Origin of the sequence: Bacillus sp. FJAT-26390, from assembly GCF_001682865.1 — a bacterium.
Lineage (GTDB): Bacteria > Bacillota > Bacilli > Paenibacillales > Paenibacillaceae > Pristimantibacillus.
The window spans coordinates 807,353-823,217 of record NZ_MAQX01000001.1 but is presented as its reverse complement, the minus strand read 5'-3'; the positions used below and the strand labels follow the sequence as shown (position 1 = coordinate 823,217).

The following is a 15,865-nucleotide window of genomic DNA, read 5'->3' as shown; positions in this document are numbered from 1 at the left end:
CACTCCCTATCTCGCTTAATGAAGCATCTCCTTGATCAATTCAATGCTCTTGGCCGCCCGATTATTCAAAGATTTTTTATCTTTGATCTGGAAGTCCTGCAGCTCATGTCCGGGATCGATAATGAGCGGCTTCGCAATAATGTCCTCCAATAGGAGTGCCGTTACTTTATAAGCGTTGTGCAGCTGCTCAGTCGAACTTTTATCTTTTACCAGCTTAATGATCAAAATAATATGCTCGGCATACATAAGCTTAACGATGCTGTCCGAAGACATAAGATGTCTGTCCGTAAAAGCGATCACATGGTCCAAAATCCGGCTGTCCGGAAAGTTTTTCGCTAAAGACCATAGCTGGATAACCGCATCCCAGTTCCTTATGGACAGCTCGCCGGCAAACTTGACAATTAACTCCTCAAGCCATTCGGTTTCGGTTTCTTTTGCCACATCGTAGGTTTTATATTCTTCGTACTTTCCATCACGGTGCATCTGAAAATAACTCCCATAATAGGAGGTGAGCAGCTCTTTTGCTCTTTGTGCTTGTTGATCCAACTTATCGCCGCCTTGATCTGTAAATATTATAGGTTTGCCGCTGCTTCAAATCTGCTGCATAGATGGTTAATCTCTTCAAGCCTTGCCAGCTGATTCACCCAACCTGCCGGAATCGCATCTAAGCCATAATAGAGACCCGCCAATCCACCGGTTACCGCGCCCGTCGTATCGGTATCCTCGCCTAAATTGATTGCACGCAGCACCGCTTCGCTGTAGCTGCCCGTAGTCAGCAGGCTCCAAATGCTCGCTTCCAGCGTATGGACTACATAACCCGAAGACTGAATATCTTCTTCTGCAAGCTTGCTCATATCGTCGTTTAACACACGATCAAATGGTTTTAAATGCTCATCCGCACCAGCATCCTGATAGGCATCATGAATGGTTAGTCTCATTTGTGCGATGCTATCCTCCAAGTTTAGGCCATTCATCAAATGTATCGCAAGCTCCACGTAGATAACGCAGGCGATAATGGAGATCTGATGCCGATGGGTAAGCGAAGATACCTGCGTTACAAGCGTCAATCGATCCTCAATCGCTTCTTCCTTTAATAAGAAAGCCAGCGGCAAAATACGCATTAAAGACCCATTCCCGTTGCTGTACAAATCGGAACCGCCGGCTAAGTCTGGCCGAATGCAGTTATATCGAAAATGGTTAATGGCATCTGCCGTAGCGATCCCCACATCAAATGTGATGCCATGAGGGGCCCAATACCCCTTTTTTAACCATTGCACAAACCGTTCGGCCAAATCATAAAGATCCAATTGAGGAAACGCAGCAACGCTTTCCATTAAACAAAATACTAACGAGCTGTCGTCTGACCATGTGCCGGCCGGCTGCGAATGCGTGCCAAAACCGATCATATCGGTCAAAGGGCTGTTCTTCAAGGCACTGCGGGAACGAAACTCTACAGGGACGCCAAGCGCGTCTCCAACGCAAAGTCCAAGTATACCATCGCGTACTTTAGTCATCGTATGGTAACCTCCATTTTAGCGTAAAATCGGCTATCGCTCCTACCAGTATACCAACGCTAGCAGCATTTGGAAACATCATCCATCCCGTCATCGCCTGATTTCAGAGGAATTACCAGCATAAATACAAAGAAAGGCTCCACGCCTATGACTAGGCGCAAAGCCTTTAATTGATCAAAGCCACACTCGGCAGCTAGATTTGTATGCCAAGCGCTGCGAACTCACTCTCGAATCTTGCTATCAATGCCAGCTTCTCCGCTTCCTCCGCAAATGCTGCCTTAACGCCGTTCATAATGATCATCACGATCTCGTTCAGCGTAACGCCGCAATGCTCCATCAGCAGCTCATACTCTTTCAGAAGCGTCGTATCGGATACGGTCATATTGTCTGTATTCACCGTAACGACAATCCCTAGCTCCATGTAACGGCGCAGCGGATAAGCATCCCAATCCGAAACGGCCTTCGTCTGAATATTGCTAAGCGGACACATCTCAAGAGGGATTTGCCGCTCCTTCACAAGCGCTACAACAGCGGGGTCCTCCAGCATTCTTACGCCATGGCCGATTCGAACGGCGCCAAGAGCCGTAATCGCTTCGCGAACATTTTCTGCGCCTGCGGCTTCACCCGCATGAATGGTGACAGGCAAGCCAAGCCGCTGAGCGCTTTCGAACAGCTGACGGAACAGCTTAGCTGGAAACGATGCTTCATCACCGGCCAAATCAACCGCAACGACTCCTTTTTTATAAAAAAGGGCCGCTTCATCGATTACTTCCTTATTCCATTCATAAGAATGGCTTCGCAAACAAATAATGATCGCCCTCGCTGCCGTTCCGAAGGCTTGCTCGCCGCGCTTCAAGCCTACGATTACATGATGAATAACCTCATGTGCGGATAACCCTAGCTCGCGGTGCAGCTGAGGCGCGAAGCGCACCTCCAAATATTTCACATTGTTCATTGCGGCTTGTTCAACAACCTCGAATGCCACTCTCTCTAATGCTGCTCCCGTCTGCAAATAAGGCAATACGAAGCTGAATTTGCTTAAATATTCTTTTAAGCTCTCACACTGCTCTCCTACTCGCATATGGTCTTGCAGCTCGGTATCCGAGCCTATTGGCAAAGGCTGCGCTTGCTCGCGAGCAAGCTCCTTTAACGTGTCTGGCTTTACGCTTCCGTCCAGATGCACATGCAAATCGACCTTTGGCAGCTGCGGCAATAACGCCTTTCCTGCTGCCGATTGTTCATTTGTTAACGTCATCGCCAAGTCCCCCTTTATAATACCTAATCATACACATCCGTAATAGCTTGTATACATCTTGCATGAAGCGAAGGCTAGCTTCCGCGATAGGTGCTGTACCCGCCTGGCGCGACTAGCAGCGGAACATGATAATGCGAGTTTGCATCATTAATATGGAAACGAATCGGAATCCATTCAAAGATGCTTCCCTCAATCGCAGCGAGATGCGCCGACCGCCGAAAAAATTCGCCAGCCGCAAAAATCAGCTCATATATGCCAGGCTTAATATCGTCTCCCTCAAGCAGAGGATGATCAACGCGCCCGTCATTATTTGTCTTATAAGCTCCAATTAACTTCGGTGCTGGCAAGCCATCCGCATTTGCGGCTGTCTCGCCCAAATACCAAAGCTCAATCGCGATGCCGATAACCGGCTTCCCGCCTGCCAGATCAAGAACATGAGTCGTGATTCGCCCGCTCATGACGGCTCTGTCCCTTCATCAAGGTCAGCTCTCGTAAGCGTGAAGCCTTGGAACCCGTAAGGCGGGCGCGGCTCCGTGTATACGCCGGCTGCTGCAGCGTGATCCGGCTCGACGATCGTCTCCCATGTCCGATTGTTCGATTCGAAGCGAACCTCCGCAAGCTGCGGAAATCTCGTTAAGATGCTTTTCCCAATTCGGTAAATCAAATATTGGATCGACGGCGAGTTCTCCGAATGGAACTGCGTATGTGCGAGATCATGAATTTGCTCGGAAGGCACATAGGCGCCGCGCGTGCTATCGAAAGCATCCTCTGCATCCGCATACGTCCAAAAAATATCAAGGAAAATAAATAATGGCCGATCAAAGCTCTCAGGCAAAGTTGTATACTCATCACGAACGAAACCATAGAAGGAGCTGCCGCTAACCTTAATTAGCTGAATATGCGACAAAGCGCTTTCTTGCTCAGCAAGCGCTGCGCCATCAGCCGTGCGAATCCATTTCAGAGCTGCGCTGGCATGCTCATTATGCGACCGTCGGAAGACGAGCTGACTATCGCTCCACTCGCTGCCTACCGCTACGGTGACTGAGCTAAACGGCAGCCGATCGGCACTAATCTCAATGGCATCGATATGCGGATAACGCTCCAGAAACCTTTGGCTGATGAAAGCGAGCAGTCCTTCTGTCGTGCTTCCCTCATAATTTGCCGTTTGGCGCAAAATAAAATTTTTCATCGAGTCCGTAGCTACGACCTGCGTATTGTCCCCTTCCGTGAAGGAGGTTAAGAGCACCTCGCTGCTCACCGAAAAGGTTATGTTATGGGCGAAAATAACGTTGCTATCGCCTTTATATGGTGATTCCGGTATCGCTTTGACCACAAGCGGGGCAGCGTAAGTTCGATAACTGAGCACATCCCCTTTACCATAATAAAGCGTTCGACCACTGCGTAATTTTAGCATGACCATCCATCCCTTCTCTACTCTATGATGAGATCTTTTAAGCGAAAGCCGGATATCTTCTCGATTTCCAGCAGCGCCTGCTCCGCTTCCTCGCTGGCCGTATGCCATATTCTAGCTTCCATCGCTGCCAATATGTCTTCCTTCTTCTTGCCTCGCACCGCTAAAATGAACGGAAAACCGAAGGTTTTCAAATACGTTTGGTTCAAGCCGTAAAACTGGTTATATTCCTCGGCTGTTAGCTGGTTCAGCCCCGCTCCCTGCTGCTCCTGAGCGGAATACTCGGCAACGGCAAGCCGAGTGCCTAAATCGGGATGTGCGCGGAACAAGTCTACTATCGTTTCTACCCTAGACTCACGAACGACATTGATCATAGCTGCATGCAGGGCTTCAACCGTAACGAATGGACGCGCCGCGTAAGCGGAAGCGGCGATCCATGGGGAATGCTCGAAAATTTCGCCTAGCAGCTCGACAAATTGCTCACGGGTGCTTTCATTTATTTGTTCAATCGTTATCTTCATTTCCAATACCCCTCATGAACCGCAATCGCCGCCTCTTCCACCTCTGGAAACGGGCCGATTACTTGAATTGGTTTGCGTCCCTGCGCAAATACGATGCGGCAAGGCAAATCTAACGTCGGATTTTGCTCATCGTCTCCTGTTAGCTGGGCTAATCGCTTCTCTGAAATGCCGTAAACGACTGTGCCAACGTTGCCCCAATAAATAGCGCCTGCGCACATCGCGCAAGGTTCGGCCGTCGTATAAAGCGTAAAATGCCAAAGCTCATCTCTGCTGTAACGTTTGGAGGCTTCCTCCATCAATGTTCTTTCTGCGTGACCGGTACAATTGGATTCCGTAATTTCCGCATTGCCTTGCTCAAGCACAATCTCGCCCTCTGCATTCACAAGAATGGCGCCAAATGGCGTATTTCCCGACTGTCTCGCCTCCCGCGACACTTCAATGCTGCGCCATAAATAAAATAAATGCTTATCCGTATTTGTCATCTCGCTTCTCGCCTCCCTTCGATCGCTCGTTTTACCGCTCGCCATATTCCCCCATAGCCCGTGCAGCGGCAAATATTGCCTGACAAAGCCTCCGCTATTTCATCCTCGGCAGGATCTGGATGCTCATCGAGCAGCGCTTTGACGGAAATGACCATGCCCGGCGTGCAATAGCCGCATTGAAAGCCCCCCTCCTCCAGAAACGCTTGCTGGATCGGATCGATCACTCCTGGCGCTACGCCTTCAATCGTTGTAATTTGTGAGCCTGAGCATTGGTAAGCCATCGTCAAGCAAGAATTGACCGCCTTGCCATCCATCAGCACCATACAGGCGCCGCACCGTCCTATTTCGCAAGAGCGTTTCGTTCCCGTCAGCGCTAGATCATCTCTTAGTATCGTAAGCAAGCGTGTTGATGGCGCTGCTTCGATCGTTTTCTCTCCACCATTTATGGAGCATTGCAATGCAAATCCCGTTCCAGCCTTTGCAGCACTATCCGTCATTCCCTCTCACTCCTTTGTCAGAAAAAATGGCGCTTCCTGCAAAAAGCTAGGCTCTACCGGCAGTTTCGCAACCCATTTGCCGCTTGCCTGCCGAATGGCTGCCGCAATAGCAGGAGCGAGCGTCACGGAACCAACCTCACCGATGCCGCGAGGGCCGTAGTCATCCTTTTCAGGCAATTGTTCAATCGCCTCGACCTCTACCAAGCCGCTTTGATCGACGATCGTTGGTACTAGATACGTGTCCAAGTTTCGCGTTATATAATGGCCTTTATCCATAAGGGCATCTTCCATAAGGGCAAAACCAAGCGCCATGCTGCTTCCGCCTTCGATTTGTCCGAGAAAGCCCTGCGGATTGATGACCGGTCCAGCCGCCACTGCGTGATATTGCTGAAGCACCTTGACTCGCCCTGTCAACGTGTTCAGCTCAACCTTGACGGCAACGCCAGAATACGTGTACATAAAATGTGCGCCTACGCGTTCAGTTGGCGATGTGGGAAACGCAAAAGACGTTTCGCAGCGGATGGGACTGCCTTCCGCTCTTGCCAGCTCTTCATAAGTTAGCATTAGCTCGCCGCTAGATGTCTCCCGAATCCCGCCTTCGCCAAGCCGAAGCCGATCTTCCGAACATTTAAGGCGAACACCTGCCTTCAGCAGCATTTGCTCCGTAAAAGGCTTCTTCAATCGTTGCAGCGATTTCCACATCATGGCGGTGGCGCGCGATGCCGTCGTTGAACCGCTGTCGGGTACGACATCCGTATCCCCGATAATGATTCGAATATCCTCCTCCGCCAAACCGAACTGCTCGATCAGCATTTGCGTAAGCGTCGCGATCAAGCCTTGGCCAAATTCCTCATAACCGAATACCGCCTCGATTTTCCCATCAGCCGCAAGCGCCAAGCGTCCGCCGGCCGGATCAGGAATGCCAACGCCAAGGCCCGCCCCATGCATCGTGAAGGCAGCGCCGATCCCCCTCTTTATCCAAGGCTCTTCGCAGGTCAAGCCTGCATCAGCCATGCTTGCTCTCTCCTGCCACAATGGGCATTTGGCTATGGCTGCCCATACCTGCTCGGCACCGTCCGTCATCGCGATGGGCTGATCGAGCGGTCCAAGATCCTCCACCTGGCGCATGTTCAGTCTGCGAAAGTGCCAAGGCTCCATGCCATGCAGCTCGGCAAGCCGATCCATTTGACCCTCTAGCGCGAAGATCGCTTGATTGCCGCCGAAGCCTCTAAACTCGCCGGACATGCCGTTATTCGTGAACACGGAGACCCCTTTTACATCCAAATGCTCATACCTGTAAGGACCAATGACATGCTCCGTCGCGAAATTAAGCACCTCTGCGCCAAGCGTGGAGTAAGGACCCGTATCAGAAATAATGCTCACTTGATGCGCGAGCAGCTTGCCTGACGCATCCGTGCCCGTTTTCATCTTGATTTTCATAGGGTGACGCTTTAAGCCTGCGCGAACCGATTCTTGTCTGGAATTATGCATTTTAATAGGCTTTCCTGTATGCATAGCCAGCAGCGCGCCGTATGGCTGCACATTCAATTCATCCTTGCCCCCGAACGAGCCGCCGATCGGGCTTGAAACGATTCGTATTTCTTCCTGCGGCTTCGCCAAAATTCGGGATAGCTGCATCCGGTCCATGAAGCCATGCTGCGTCGGCGAGTAGACCGTCAACCGGCCATCTTCCTCAGGTACGAACAAGCCGCCTTCCGTTTCCATATACGTGTGCATTTGACGCGGCGTATAATAAGTTTCTTCTATAATATGAGTGCACTGTTTGAATCCATCCTCCGCATTCCCTCTGCTGAACGTTGTATGATGCATCGCATTCCCCTTAGGGTGCAGCTGCGGCGAATCCGCTAGCAGCGCCTGCTCGGGATCATCAACAACCTGTAAAATCTCGTATTCGATTTTGATTAATTCAATCGCATGCTGGGCTATCGCGATACTGTCAGCCGCTACCGTCGCCAGCGCATCCCCCACATATCGGACGCGGTCCTCGCACAGAACGGGCTGATCCGGGTGAGCGATCCCAAAAGCATTCAAGCCTGCAACGTCCAGATAGGTGAGCACCGCATGAACGCCCGGCAATTGCTTTGCCGCATCCGTCTGGATGGATACGATCCGTGCATGCGGATGCTCGCTTCGCAGCACAAGACCGTATAACATATCTTCCCTAGCCATATCCGTTAAATAAGCCAAGCTGCCAGTTACCTTGCCTAGCCCGTCAGGACGAATTCGCCATCGTCCCGCGCTGCTTACGCGGTTTAAGAGCATATGCCTCATCCTCCCCGATTGCTATTAATGTCTTGCAACCTTCCAAAGCTCTGCAACGATGACATTTGCAGCCGTGGCCTTCCGATATGCAGCTGATGCGAATAAATCCTCGCGCGGTTCATATAGCTCTGGAATCCGGTCGTAAACATGCTGCAGCAGCTTGGCATCCACTGCTGCTCCGACGATTTCCATTTCCAGCTGTTCAAGTCGCTGCGGAATCGTCTGACCGCCGCCAAGCGCTATTCGAATATGTTCAAGATTGCCGTTATTCGATATAGCCCCCTTAATCGCTGCCGTTACGACAGAAGGGGTGAACGCTTCGCGGCGCCCAATTTTATGATAAGCGCCAAAACGCTTCATTTTCAAAATCGAATCCGTTCGATCATCCGTATCCCTTGCCGCCTCTTCCTCCGTTGACTCGAAAGGAAGCTGTATGCTCAGCAGCAATCGCTCATTTGACCGACCTTGATCACTTGCGGCGCTTAACCATTCCGATAATGGCGCCAGCTGCTCTGTTACCCCGTTATACCAGAGCACTTCGGCATCATAAGCGAGCAGCGCGGCAATTGAATCGCCTATATTTGAAGCAACGTTCCCTCCAAGTGTCGCCAAGTGCCGAACCGAAGGCGCCGCTATCGTACGAGTCGCCTCGCTCACCAGTGGAAAATGCCGCTGCAATAAAGCGTTAGTCCGGCAGGCTTGCAAGCTCGTTTGACCGCCGATGAGAAGCCCTGTCTCGCCAATTCTCATTTCATTTAATCCTCGTACCGCGCTCAAATCGATTAGATGCTTTGGCATCGCCGCTATACCGGATTCCCAGTGAGTGCGAAGCAGCGTTCCGCCGGAAATATAAATGCTATCTGCTGCATACGTTTGTTTAAGCTGCCACGCCTCCGCAGCCGTTTGAGGATGCCATACAAGAGGAGACGCCATGGTCTCCTGTACGTTCATGCCCATCGTTCTCCCCTCCCATAATCGTTAAAACCGTTGTTCCCGAATGTACGGTACGCCAAGCGATTCCGGCGAGCCGGAAGGCTTGTTGCGATTGCGCCAGCCAAGGAACATGAGGACTAGAATCGTGACTACATAAGGAATCATTTTCAAGAAATAAGAAGGTATTTCACTGCCAATCAATTGGATGCGGAAGCCCAGCATGTCGAGCGCACCGAAGAAATAAGCGCATAAGAGCGCGCGAATCGGATTCCACCTGGCAAAAATAACTAAAGCAACCGCGATCCAGCCCCGCCCCGTCGTCATCCCTTCCGTCCAAGTCGGCGAGTATACGAGCAGCAAATCAGCGCCGGCAATGCCGATGAGTATCGAGCCAACAATGATGCAGCCGTAGCGAAACGCTTGAACGCGTATGCCCATTACATCTGCCGTAGCCGGGTTGTCGCCCATTGCCCGCAGGTGAAGCCCCCACGATGTACGATGAATGAAGAGATGTAGGCAAATAACTAGCAGGAAGCTGAACCAAGTTAATAGATCAAGATGGGCAAAAATCCGTCCAATGAACGGTACGCTCTCAAGCCATGGCATATTAAGCTTCGGTACCGCTCTTGGCACGGGAAGCCCGCTAATCGGTTTGCCTAAATAAGCGCTCAATCCGGCACCGAACAAGGTCATCGCCAGCCCGCATACGATTTGATTCGCCCGCAGCGATACGCTGAGAAAAGCGTGAATGCCGCCAAGCAGCATACTTATGCCGCAAACGGCAAGCAGTGTAATCGCCAAGCTCCCGGTTTGGAGGAAAGTGAGGCACGCCGTAACGGCGCCCATCAGCATAAGTCCTTCCGCCCCAAGCTGGATGATGCCTGAGCGTTCGATCAATATGCCGCCTAGCGTTGCGAACAAGAGCGGTGTACCAGAGGATATGGCGGCAAGCAGCATTTGATACACGATTTCCATCGCTTAAACGCCCCTTTTCAACGAATTCTGCGAAGGCGGAATTTACTGACAGTGCCGCCCGCAATCAGGAAAAACAAGATCGCTCCTTGGAGCATTTCGGAGATCGATGACGGCAAGCCGATCGTTTGTACGCTATAGCCCCCAACAATGAGTCCGCCGAATAAAAATGAGGATACGACAAGACCGATTGGATGCAACTTAGCGAGCCATGCCACTATAATAGCGGTGTATCCGTACCCCGGCGAGATGCCGTACATCAAGCGATGCGTCACGCCGGATACCTCAGCCATTCCCGCAAGACCAGCTAAGCCGCCGCTTATCAGCATAACCAGCAGGATATGCCGGCTTATCCGTATGCCCGCATTTTTGGCGGCTTCGGGATTGGCGCCAATCAGCCTCAGCTCATAGCCCCAGCGCGTGTATTTAACGAAAATGCCATACAGAACGATCGCGATGATGCCAAATAATAGTCCGAGATGCAGCCTTGTGTCACCTAGCACGGGTAGCGATTGTGCTTCCGTAAACATCGGCGTCCCCGGAAAATTCATCCCCTTCGGGTCCTTCCAAGGTCCAAACACAACATAATCCATCGCGAGCAAAGCAACGTAATTGAGCATGAGGGACGTGACCAGCTCATTGACTTGGAAATAAGTGCGCGGAATTGCCGTCAACAGCCCCCATATGCCGCCAGCAACGACGCTGAACACGATCATCGCAGGAATAATGAGAATGCCGGGCATATTCGGAAAATAAATCGTCACCGCAGTCGCGGCCATCGCCCCGGCTGCAAATTGTCCCTCTGCGCCGATGTTCCAGACGGATATGCGATAAGCAATCGCAACGCCAAGCCCGCAAAGCAGCAGCGGAATCGTCTTTACCAGCGTTTCGGTCAATCCGTAGGAAGTGCCGAAGGCGCCAGTGAACATTTTTTTATACACCGGAAAGGGATTCATTCCGTTCGCTGCAATAAAAATGCCGCATACTGCAAGTGCCAGCAGCACGGATACAAACGGAATCCACCACGAGCTGCCCTTCTTCGCATTATCGATCTCTATTCGGTAGGATCGCCATTTCCATTTGCCAGAGGCTTGAACGGCTTCGATAGAAAGCGTCCCGCCTTTCGTTAGTACAGGCTTTTTCTCGCTCATCCCGCTTCCTCCTCCGCAGCGTGAACGCCTGCCATATACAGGCCGATCTTCTCCCGATCCGCTTCCTCCCTTGCCATTTCTCCTACGATTTGACCGTTAAAAATAACCAAAATACGGTCCGATAGCTGGATAACCTCATCCAAATCCTCCGAAATGAGCAAAACGCTTTTGCCGGAATCCCGCATCTCTGCCATGAGCCGATGTACGCCCTCCGTCGCTCCAACATCGAGGCCCTGCGTCGGATGCACAGCTACCATAAGCAAAGGCTCTTGATTCACCTCTCTGGCAAAAAGCAGCTTTTGCTGGTTTCCGCCCGATAATTGCTGAACAGGCGTATCAAGGCCAGCCGTTCTAACATCAAATTGTTTAACCAGCTCATTCGACCATGTGCGATTGGCGCCGATCCGCAGGAACCCAAAGCGTGAGCGCTCCGTGCTTCGATACGATTTAAACAATAAATTGTCGACGATGCCGAGGCTTCCGGCGAGACCGCTCTTCATCCGATTTTCAGGCACATGGGCGATGCCCATTTCGATCGCCGCCCTAACGGATCCATTTGTGAGCTCTTTGCCGTTAAAAAGAATCGTTCCGCGCTTCCACGGCCTCAGTCCCGTAAGCACCTCGGCAAGCTCCTTCTGCCCGTTCCCAGCCACTCCGGCAACTCCGACAATTTCGCCTTCTCTCACTTCCAGCGAGAAATGATCAAGCGATTTTCTGCCATGGTCGGCATACACATCAAGCTGCTGCACGGCGAGCAGCCGCTTCCCCCGCGGACGGGAGAGAAATGGACGGCTTTCGCCAAGCTCTTTGCCGACCATGAGCTTCGCAAGCTCGCGTTCATTGGTTTCGGTCTTAGCCATGGAATGAATCAGCTTGCCCTTGCGCATGACCGAGATATGATCCGAAGCAGCCATCACTTCCTTCAGCTTGTGTGTAGTCAGAATGACTGTTTTCCCTTCCGATTTCATGCGCTGCAGCGTCGCGAACAGCTGCTCGGCCTCGCCGGGCGTCAACACCGAGGTTGGCTCATCCAAAATAATAAGATCCGCGCCGCGGTACAGCGTTTTGACGATCTCCACTCGCTGCTGCTCCCCAACCGAGAGCTGCCAGATCGGACGGTTAACCGGAAACGGCAAGCCGAAATGGTCTGCGATCTCTTCAATTTGCTGCTGTTTACGGCTCATCCATCTCGCACCTCGCCAAAACGACGATTTCTCGCCCAGCACGATATTTTCGGCTGCGGTTAACGTTTGAACGAGCCGGAAGTTTTGAAAGACCATGCCAACGCCAAGCTTCATGGCATCCTTCGGCGAACGAATCTTCGCAGGCTCCCCATGAATAAAAATGTCACCGCTGGTCGGACGGTATACACCGGACAACATGCACATCATCGTGCTTTTCCCCGCCCCGTTCTCCCCGAGCAGCGCATGAATTTCTCCGCGCTTCGCTCGGAAATCAACGAAGTCATTCGCCACGACCGAGCCAAAATGCTTTACGATTTGGCGCATTTCTACCGAATACTTTTCGTTCATTTTGACCCTCCTTAAAGGTTGCGAAGCAACCTACTTCGTAAGCATTGGCTTAAGGTTGCGTAGCAACCTACTTCGTAAGCATTGGCTTAAGGTTGCGTAGCAACCTACTTCGTAAGCATTGGCTTAAGGTTGCTTACCGAAATAGCTGTGAATAAATCAACAAATCCCTAAATTTCAGGGATTTGTTGATTTATCCATATGGCTAAAGCCGCTTATTTCGGGATCGTGCCCTCTACCCCTTTTACGAACCAGTCCATGACTAAAATATCCTCAAGCGTCAACGTTTTGCCTTCCTCAACCTTTACAGCACCGGACGCATCCGTGATCGGGCCGGTAAATACGCTAACTTCACCGCTAATGAGCTTCGCTTTTGCGTCGTTGACCAAAGTCTTAACGTCCTCTGGCACGCTTGGTCCAAGCGGCGCAATATCAACCATGCCGTCAGCGAGTGAGCCAGAATACTGTTCGCTCTTCCAAGTGCCGTCGATTACGGCTTGAACGGTCTTCGTATAATAAGGCCCCCAGTTCCAAATCGGGTTCGTTAAGTATGCTTCCGGCGCGAATCGCGTCATATCCGAATCATTGCCGCCAGCCATTGCGCCCCGCTCCGCCGCTGCTTGCAGCGTTGCCGGAGAATCCTGATAAGCGAGCAGCACATCCGCTCCTTTATCGAGCAAGCTTACCGCTGCTTGGCGCTCCGTCGTCGGATCATACCAGGTATTCGTCCATACGACGCTGACCTTCGCATCCTTGTTGACGCTTTGTACGCCAAGCGCAAAGGCGTTTATGTTATAAATCACTTCTGGGATAGGGAATGCGCCAACATAGCCGATGACGTTTTTCTTCGTCATTTTCCCGGCTGCAATGCCGCTTAAATAGCTGGCATCGAAGTTTTTACCGAAGAACGTGCCCATGTTGTCGTTTATTTTGTAGCCTGCGGTATGAAGAAATTTTACTTTTGGAAATTTTTTAGCGACGTTGAGGGTGTAATCCATATAGCCGAAGCTTGTCGTAAAAATGATGTCGTGGTTTTGCGCGAGCTCGGTAATGATCCGTTCCGCATCCGCGCTCTCCGGTACATTTTCGACCGTATCCGCTTTGATGCCCAGCTTCTCTTCCATGTACAATCTGCCCTTGTCGTGCTCGAAGGTCCAACCGCCATCACCCGGAGGCCCGATATAAACGAATGCGACTCGCGGCAGCTTCGCCGGTTCATCCGTTGCTGCTTCACCTGCTGGAGCTTCTGTAGCCGGGCTTGCTGTACCCGCATTCGAATCGTTTGTTTTGCTGCTTGAGCAGCCGCTAATGACGAAAACAAGTGCTAAGAGAATTGCCAAACTTGCCGACCATACTTTTTTGTGCTTTTTCATACCGTTCCTCCCCGACTCTCTATTTTTTTCTCGAAAGCTGACAAGGTACAAGTCTAGCAATTGTACGCTGTCGCTGACTCGGCACGAAATGACTGCGGCATGCCTTCTCTAAAAAAAAGCATCTGTCTATTTCGCTCGTTTTGGATTAAACCAATAACGTAATCTCAATATATATCCACGTTACCTTTACGTCAATATATATAACACAAATTAGTTAAATAGTGGAATATGCATAGCTTATCTCTTGAAATTTCGCTAAATATCTATATTATGTGTCATATATATTAACATTAAATTCATCTAACACTCCGTAAAAAAGCCTAAAAAATGTTTTTTCGCTGTTTCAAAATCATCAGGAGTGTCAACATCTAACATCACTTTTTCATCTACTGCTAACAATCCATAACCTTTATAATTTGGATCGGTGAACAATTTCCGGGCACCCGCATCTCCCTCCAGCTTCAGAAGCGCTTCGAACATGGATGAAGACATAACAACAGGAGGCATCCACACAACCTTCCCGCCTTTTGCGTCCTGCAAGGCTGCAGCAACAAAGTCGAGCTCCGGCTGCGCAAGCCAATAAGCAATAAGCTCATCTACCATGGCAGACGTAATAAAGGGCTGATCCGCGAGCGTAACCACAATAGCATCAAGCCCCTTTTCATGGCTCATAAGTTTTTGAACGCCATGACGGATCGAACGGCTCATCCCTTGCGAAGCGTCGGCACACGCTTCGATATAGACTGGCTTAGCAAGGGGAGCAGCTCCACGCAGATGCTCCGGAAGCCACTCTAACGGATCCTCCGGATGCACGACGACCAGCACGCTCTTAAGACGGCTTCCCAAAAGAGCATGAAGTCCCATGCTTGCGATCGGTTTGTTTTTGCCCAGCTCAAGTGCCTGTTTCCTCATCCCCATCCGCTTGCTTAGACCTGCTGCTAAATAAAGGGCCGAAATAACCACTCCTCACCATCTCCCTCCTTGGAGCCATTTTATTGCCCGCACGGATAGCGATCAGCTCTGCAGCGACACTAACAGCTATTTCAAGGGGACCATCCGCGCCAATTGAAAGTCCGATAGGCGCCCTCACATTCGATGGTATTAGAAACGTCTCAAACAGCATACGAATCCGCTTCTTCGAGCCCATAATACCGATATAAACTAGCTGGAGCGGCAGCGCGAGTCGAATCATTTCCTTGTCCTGCTGCAAATGGTGGCTGCACACGATTAGATAGTCAGAGGCTCGAAGCCCGATTTGCTCCGCGATTTGTCCCGGCGAACCAATAACGCATTGCGCTTCGGGAAACCGCTCCTTCGTGCATAAGGAGGGACGCCAATCCGCTGCCACGATATGGAAACCCAAGCTTTTGACAAGTGAATAAATCGCCTCAGCATCCTTGCCGGCTCCAAACAACACCAATCTTGGCTTTGGCTTAATCGAGATAGACAGATAATTGGTTTCGTCGCCTTCCGCACAAGAAGATTCGAGCTCTGTTTCCTCTTCATCAAGCAGCTCATAACGCATTGCTTGCTCATCCCAGCTTCGAATGAGCTTTACCGGCTTGCCCGCCTCGTTCTTTTCTTTTGCTTCCATTAGAACAGAAAACAAACGTCCAGTTACGGGCTCAACCAGCAATCGTATTTTCCCGCCGCAGCCGACAGCCTCCCCCCAAATCACATCCTCTTCCGAATTCAAGTTATAGTCGATAAATTCGAATTGGCCGGAAGCCGCAACAGTCGCAGCCCTCTCGAACAGATCATGCTCCAAGCAGCCCGGGCTTACCGTCCCAACTTGCTCACCGCTTTGCCTAAACAACATGGCCGCTCCCGCTTTTCGGTAAGAATGGCCCTCCACGCAAACGATCGTCGCCAGCATGCCCTGCTCGCCGTCAGTCATTATCGCAGACAACACATCATGCATATCCATCCGTTATCCCTCCCCAA

Annotated in this window: 16 protein-coding genes; all 16 read right to left on the bottom strand. The window is 51.1% G+C overall.

The features are described from left to right. Nucleotides 1–15 precede the first annotated feature (15 nt). The gene (locus A7975_RS03870) at nucleotides 16–546 is read right to left on the bottom strand and encodes a hypothetical protein (RefSeq protein WP_065384177.1); all 531 of its coding nucleotides are present in this window, start codon (nucleotides 544–546) and stop codon (nucleotides 16–18) included. A gap of 26 nt (nucleotides 547–572) precedes the next feature. Then, nucleotides 573–1,514 carry an ADP-ribosylglycohydrolase family protein gene (locus A7975_RS03865; RefSeq protein WP_065384176.1) on the bottom strand — a complete coding sequence of 314 codons (942 nt, stop codon included), beginning with the start codon at nucleotides 1,512–1,514 and terminating at the stop codon, nucleotides 573–575. 193 nt (nucleotides 1,515–1,707) lie between these two features. Next, nucleotides 1,708–2,769, bottom strand: a complete 1,062-nt coding sequence (gene add / locus A7975_RS03860) for an adenosine deaminase (RefSeq protein WP_065384175.1) — start codon at nucleotides 2,767–2,769, stop codon at nucleotides 1,708–1,710. A 74-nt stretch (nucleotides 2,770–2,843) separates the two neighbouring features. Beyond that, entirely contained in the window at nucleotides 2,844–3,227 is a 384-nt protein-coding gene (gene uraH, locus A7975_RS03855; RefSeq protein WP_065384174.1) for a hydroxyisourate hydrolase, read from the bottom strand. Then, complete coding sequence (gene pucL / locus A7975_RS03850) at nucleotides 3,224–4,183, bottom strand: factor-independent urate hydroxylase (protein WP_065384809.1); 960 nt, start codon at nucleotides 4,181–4,183, stop codon at nucleotides 3,224–3,226. The genes uraH and pucL overlap by 4 nt, the downstream gene beginning before the upstream one ends. 17 nt (nucleotides 4,184–4,200) lie before the next feature. Beyond that, nucleotides 4,201–4,701, bottom strand: a complete 501-nt coding sequence (gene uraD, locus A7975_RS03845; RefSeq protein WP_065384173.1) for a 2-oxo-4-hydroxy-4-carboxy-5-ureidoimidazoline decarboxylase — start codon at nucleotides 4,699–4,701, stop codon at nucleotides 4,201–4,203. Continuing rightward, nucleotides 4,698–5,183, bottom strand: a complete 486-nt coding sequence (locus A7975_RS03840) for a nucleoside deaminase (protein ID WP_065384172.1) — start codon at nucleotides 5,181–5,183, stop codon at nucleotides 4,698–4,700. The genes uraD and A7975_RS03840 overlap by 4 nt, the downstream gene beginning before the upstream one ends. Next, nucleotides 5,180–5,680, bottom strand: coding sequence for a (2Fe-2S)-binding protein (locus A7975_RS03835; RefSeq protein WP_065384171.1), 501 nt, complete (start codon nucleotides 5,678–5,680; stop codon nucleotides 5,180–5,182). The genes A7975_RS03840 and A7975_RS03835 overlap by 4 nt, the downstream gene beginning before the upstream one ends. Before the next feature lie 6 nt (nucleotides 5,681–5,686). Beyond that, the gene (gene pucD, locus A7975_RS03830; protein WP_065384170.1) at nucleotides 5,687–7,963 is read right to left on the bottom strand and encodes a xanthine dehydrogenase subunit D; all 2,277 of its coding nucleotides are present in this window, start codon (nucleotides 7,961–7,963) and stop codon (nucleotides 5,687–5,689) included. A gap of 24 nt (nucleotides 7,964–7,987) precedes the next feature. Then, nucleotides 7,988–8,920 (bottom strand): FAD binding domain-containing protein, encoded by a 933-nt coding sequence (locus A7975_RS03825; protein ID WP_082197957.1) that lies wholly within the window; start codon nucleotides 8,918–8,920, stop codon nucleotides 7,988–7,990. 21 nt (nucleotides 8,921–8,941) lie between these two features. Next, nucleotides 8,942–9,871 carry an ABC transporter permease gene (locus tag A7975_RS03820; protein WP_065384169.1) on the bottom strand — a complete coding sequence of 310 codons (930 nt, stop codon included), beginning with the start codon at nucleotides 9,869–9,871 and terminating at the stop codon, nucleotides 8,942–8,944. Between the two features lie 17 nt (nucleotides 9,872–9,888). Then, the gene (locus A7975_RS03815; protein WP_065384168.1) at nucleotides 9,889–11,019 is read right to left on the bottom strand and encodes an ABC transporter permease; all 1,131 of its coding nucleotides are present in this window, start codon (nucleotides 11,017–11,019) and stop codon (nucleotides 9,889–9,891) included. Next, entirely contained in the window at nucleotides 11,016–12,551 is a 1,536-nt protein-coding gene (locus A7975_RS03810; protein ID WP_065384167.1) for an ABC transporter ATP-binding protein, read from the bottom strand. Before A7975_RS03810 ends, A7975_RS03815 begins: the two co-directional genes overlap by 4 nt. 212 nt (nucleotides 12,552–12,763) lie before the next feature. Continuing rightward, on the bottom strand, nucleotides 12,764–13,921 hold the full coding sequence (locus A7975_RS03805) for a BMP family ABC transporter substrate-binding protein (RefSeq protein ID WP_053375873.1): 1,158 nt from the start codon (nucleotides 13,919–13,921) through the stop codon (nucleotides 12,764–12,766). A gap of 300 nt (nucleotides 13,922–14,221) precedes the next feature. Beyond that, the gene (locus tag A7975_RS03800) at nucleotides 14,222–14,833 is read right to left on the bottom strand and encodes an NTP transferase domain-containing protein (protein ID WP_176707661.1); all 612 of its coding nucleotides are present in this window, start codon (nucleotides 14,831–14,833) and stop codon (nucleotides 14,222–14,224) included. Further along, nucleotides 14,814–15,848: an XdhC family protein gene (locus A7975_RS03795; RefSeq protein ID WP_065384165.1), complete on the bottom strand. Its 1,035-nt coding sequence runs from the start codon at nucleotides 15,846–15,848 to the stop codon at nucleotides 14,814–14,816. The genes A7975_RS03800 and A7975_RS03795 overlap by 20 nt, the downstream gene beginning before the upstream one ends. Nucleotides 15,849–15,865: the final 17 nt, after the last annotated feature.

Excerpts from the sequence above, each read along its gene's own strand:
- A7975_RS03865 (WP_065384176.1), bottom strand. The coding sequence starts at position 1,514 with ATGACTAAAGTACGCGATGGTATACTTGGACTTTGCGTTGGAGACGCG.
- add (WP_065384175.1), bottom strand. The coding sequence starts at position 2,769 with ATGACGTTAACAAATGAACAATCGGCAGCAGGAAAGGCGTTATTGCCG.
- uraH (WP_065384174.1), bottom strand. The coding sequence starts at position 3,227 with ATGAGCGGGCGAATCACGACTCATGTTCTTGATCTGGCAGGCGGGAAG.
- pucL (WP_065384809.1), bottom strand. The coding sequence starts at position 4,183 with ATGCTAAAATTACGCAGTGGTCGAACGCTTTATTATGGTAAAGGGGAT.
- uraD (WP_065384173.1), bottom strand. The coding sequence starts at position 4,701 with ATGAAGATAACGATTGAACAAATAAATGAAAGCACCCGTGAGCAATTT.
- A7975_RS03840 (WP_065384172.1), bottom strand. The coding sequence starts at position 5,183 with ATGACAAATACGGATAAGCATTTATTTTATTTATGGCGCAGCATTGAA.
- A7975_RS03835 (WP_065384171.1), bottom strand. The coding sequence starts at position 5,680 with ATGACGGATAGTGCTGCAAAGGCTGGAACGGGATTTGCATTGCAATGC.
- pucD (WP_065384170.1), bottom strand. The coding sequence starts at position 7,963 with ATGCTCTTAAACCGCGTAAGCAGCGCGGGACGATGGCGAATTCGTCCT.
- A7975_RS03825 (WP_082197957.1), bottom strand. The coding sequence starts at position 8,920 with ATGGGCATGAACGTACAGGAGACCATGGCGTCTCCTCTTGTATGGCAT.
- A7975_RS03820 (WP_065384169.1), bottom strand. The coding sequence starts at position 9,871 with ATGGAAATCGTGTATCAAATGCTGCTTGCCGCCATATCCTCTGGTACA.
- A7975_RS03815 (WP_065384168.1), bottom strand. The coding sequence starts at position 11,019 with ATGAGCGAGAAAAAGCCTGTACTAACGAAAGGCGGGACGCTTTCTATC.
- A7975_RS03810 (WP_065384167.1), bottom strand. The coding sequence starts at position 12,551 with ATGAACGAAAAGTATTCGGTAGAAATGCGCCAAATCGTAAAGCATTTT.
- A7975_RS03805 (WP_053375873.1), bottom strand. The coding sequence starts at position 13,921 with ATGAAAAAGCACAAAAAAGTATGGTCGGCAAGTTTGGCAATTCTCTTA.
- A7975_RS03800 (WP_176707661.1), bottom strand. The coding sequence starts at position 14,833 with ATGAGGAAACAGGCACTTGAGCTGGGCAAAAACAAACCGATCGCAAGC.
- A7975_RS03795 (WP_065384165.1), bottom strand. The coding sequence starts at position 15,848 with ATGGATATGCATGATGTGTTGTCTGCGATAATGACTGACGGCGAGCAG.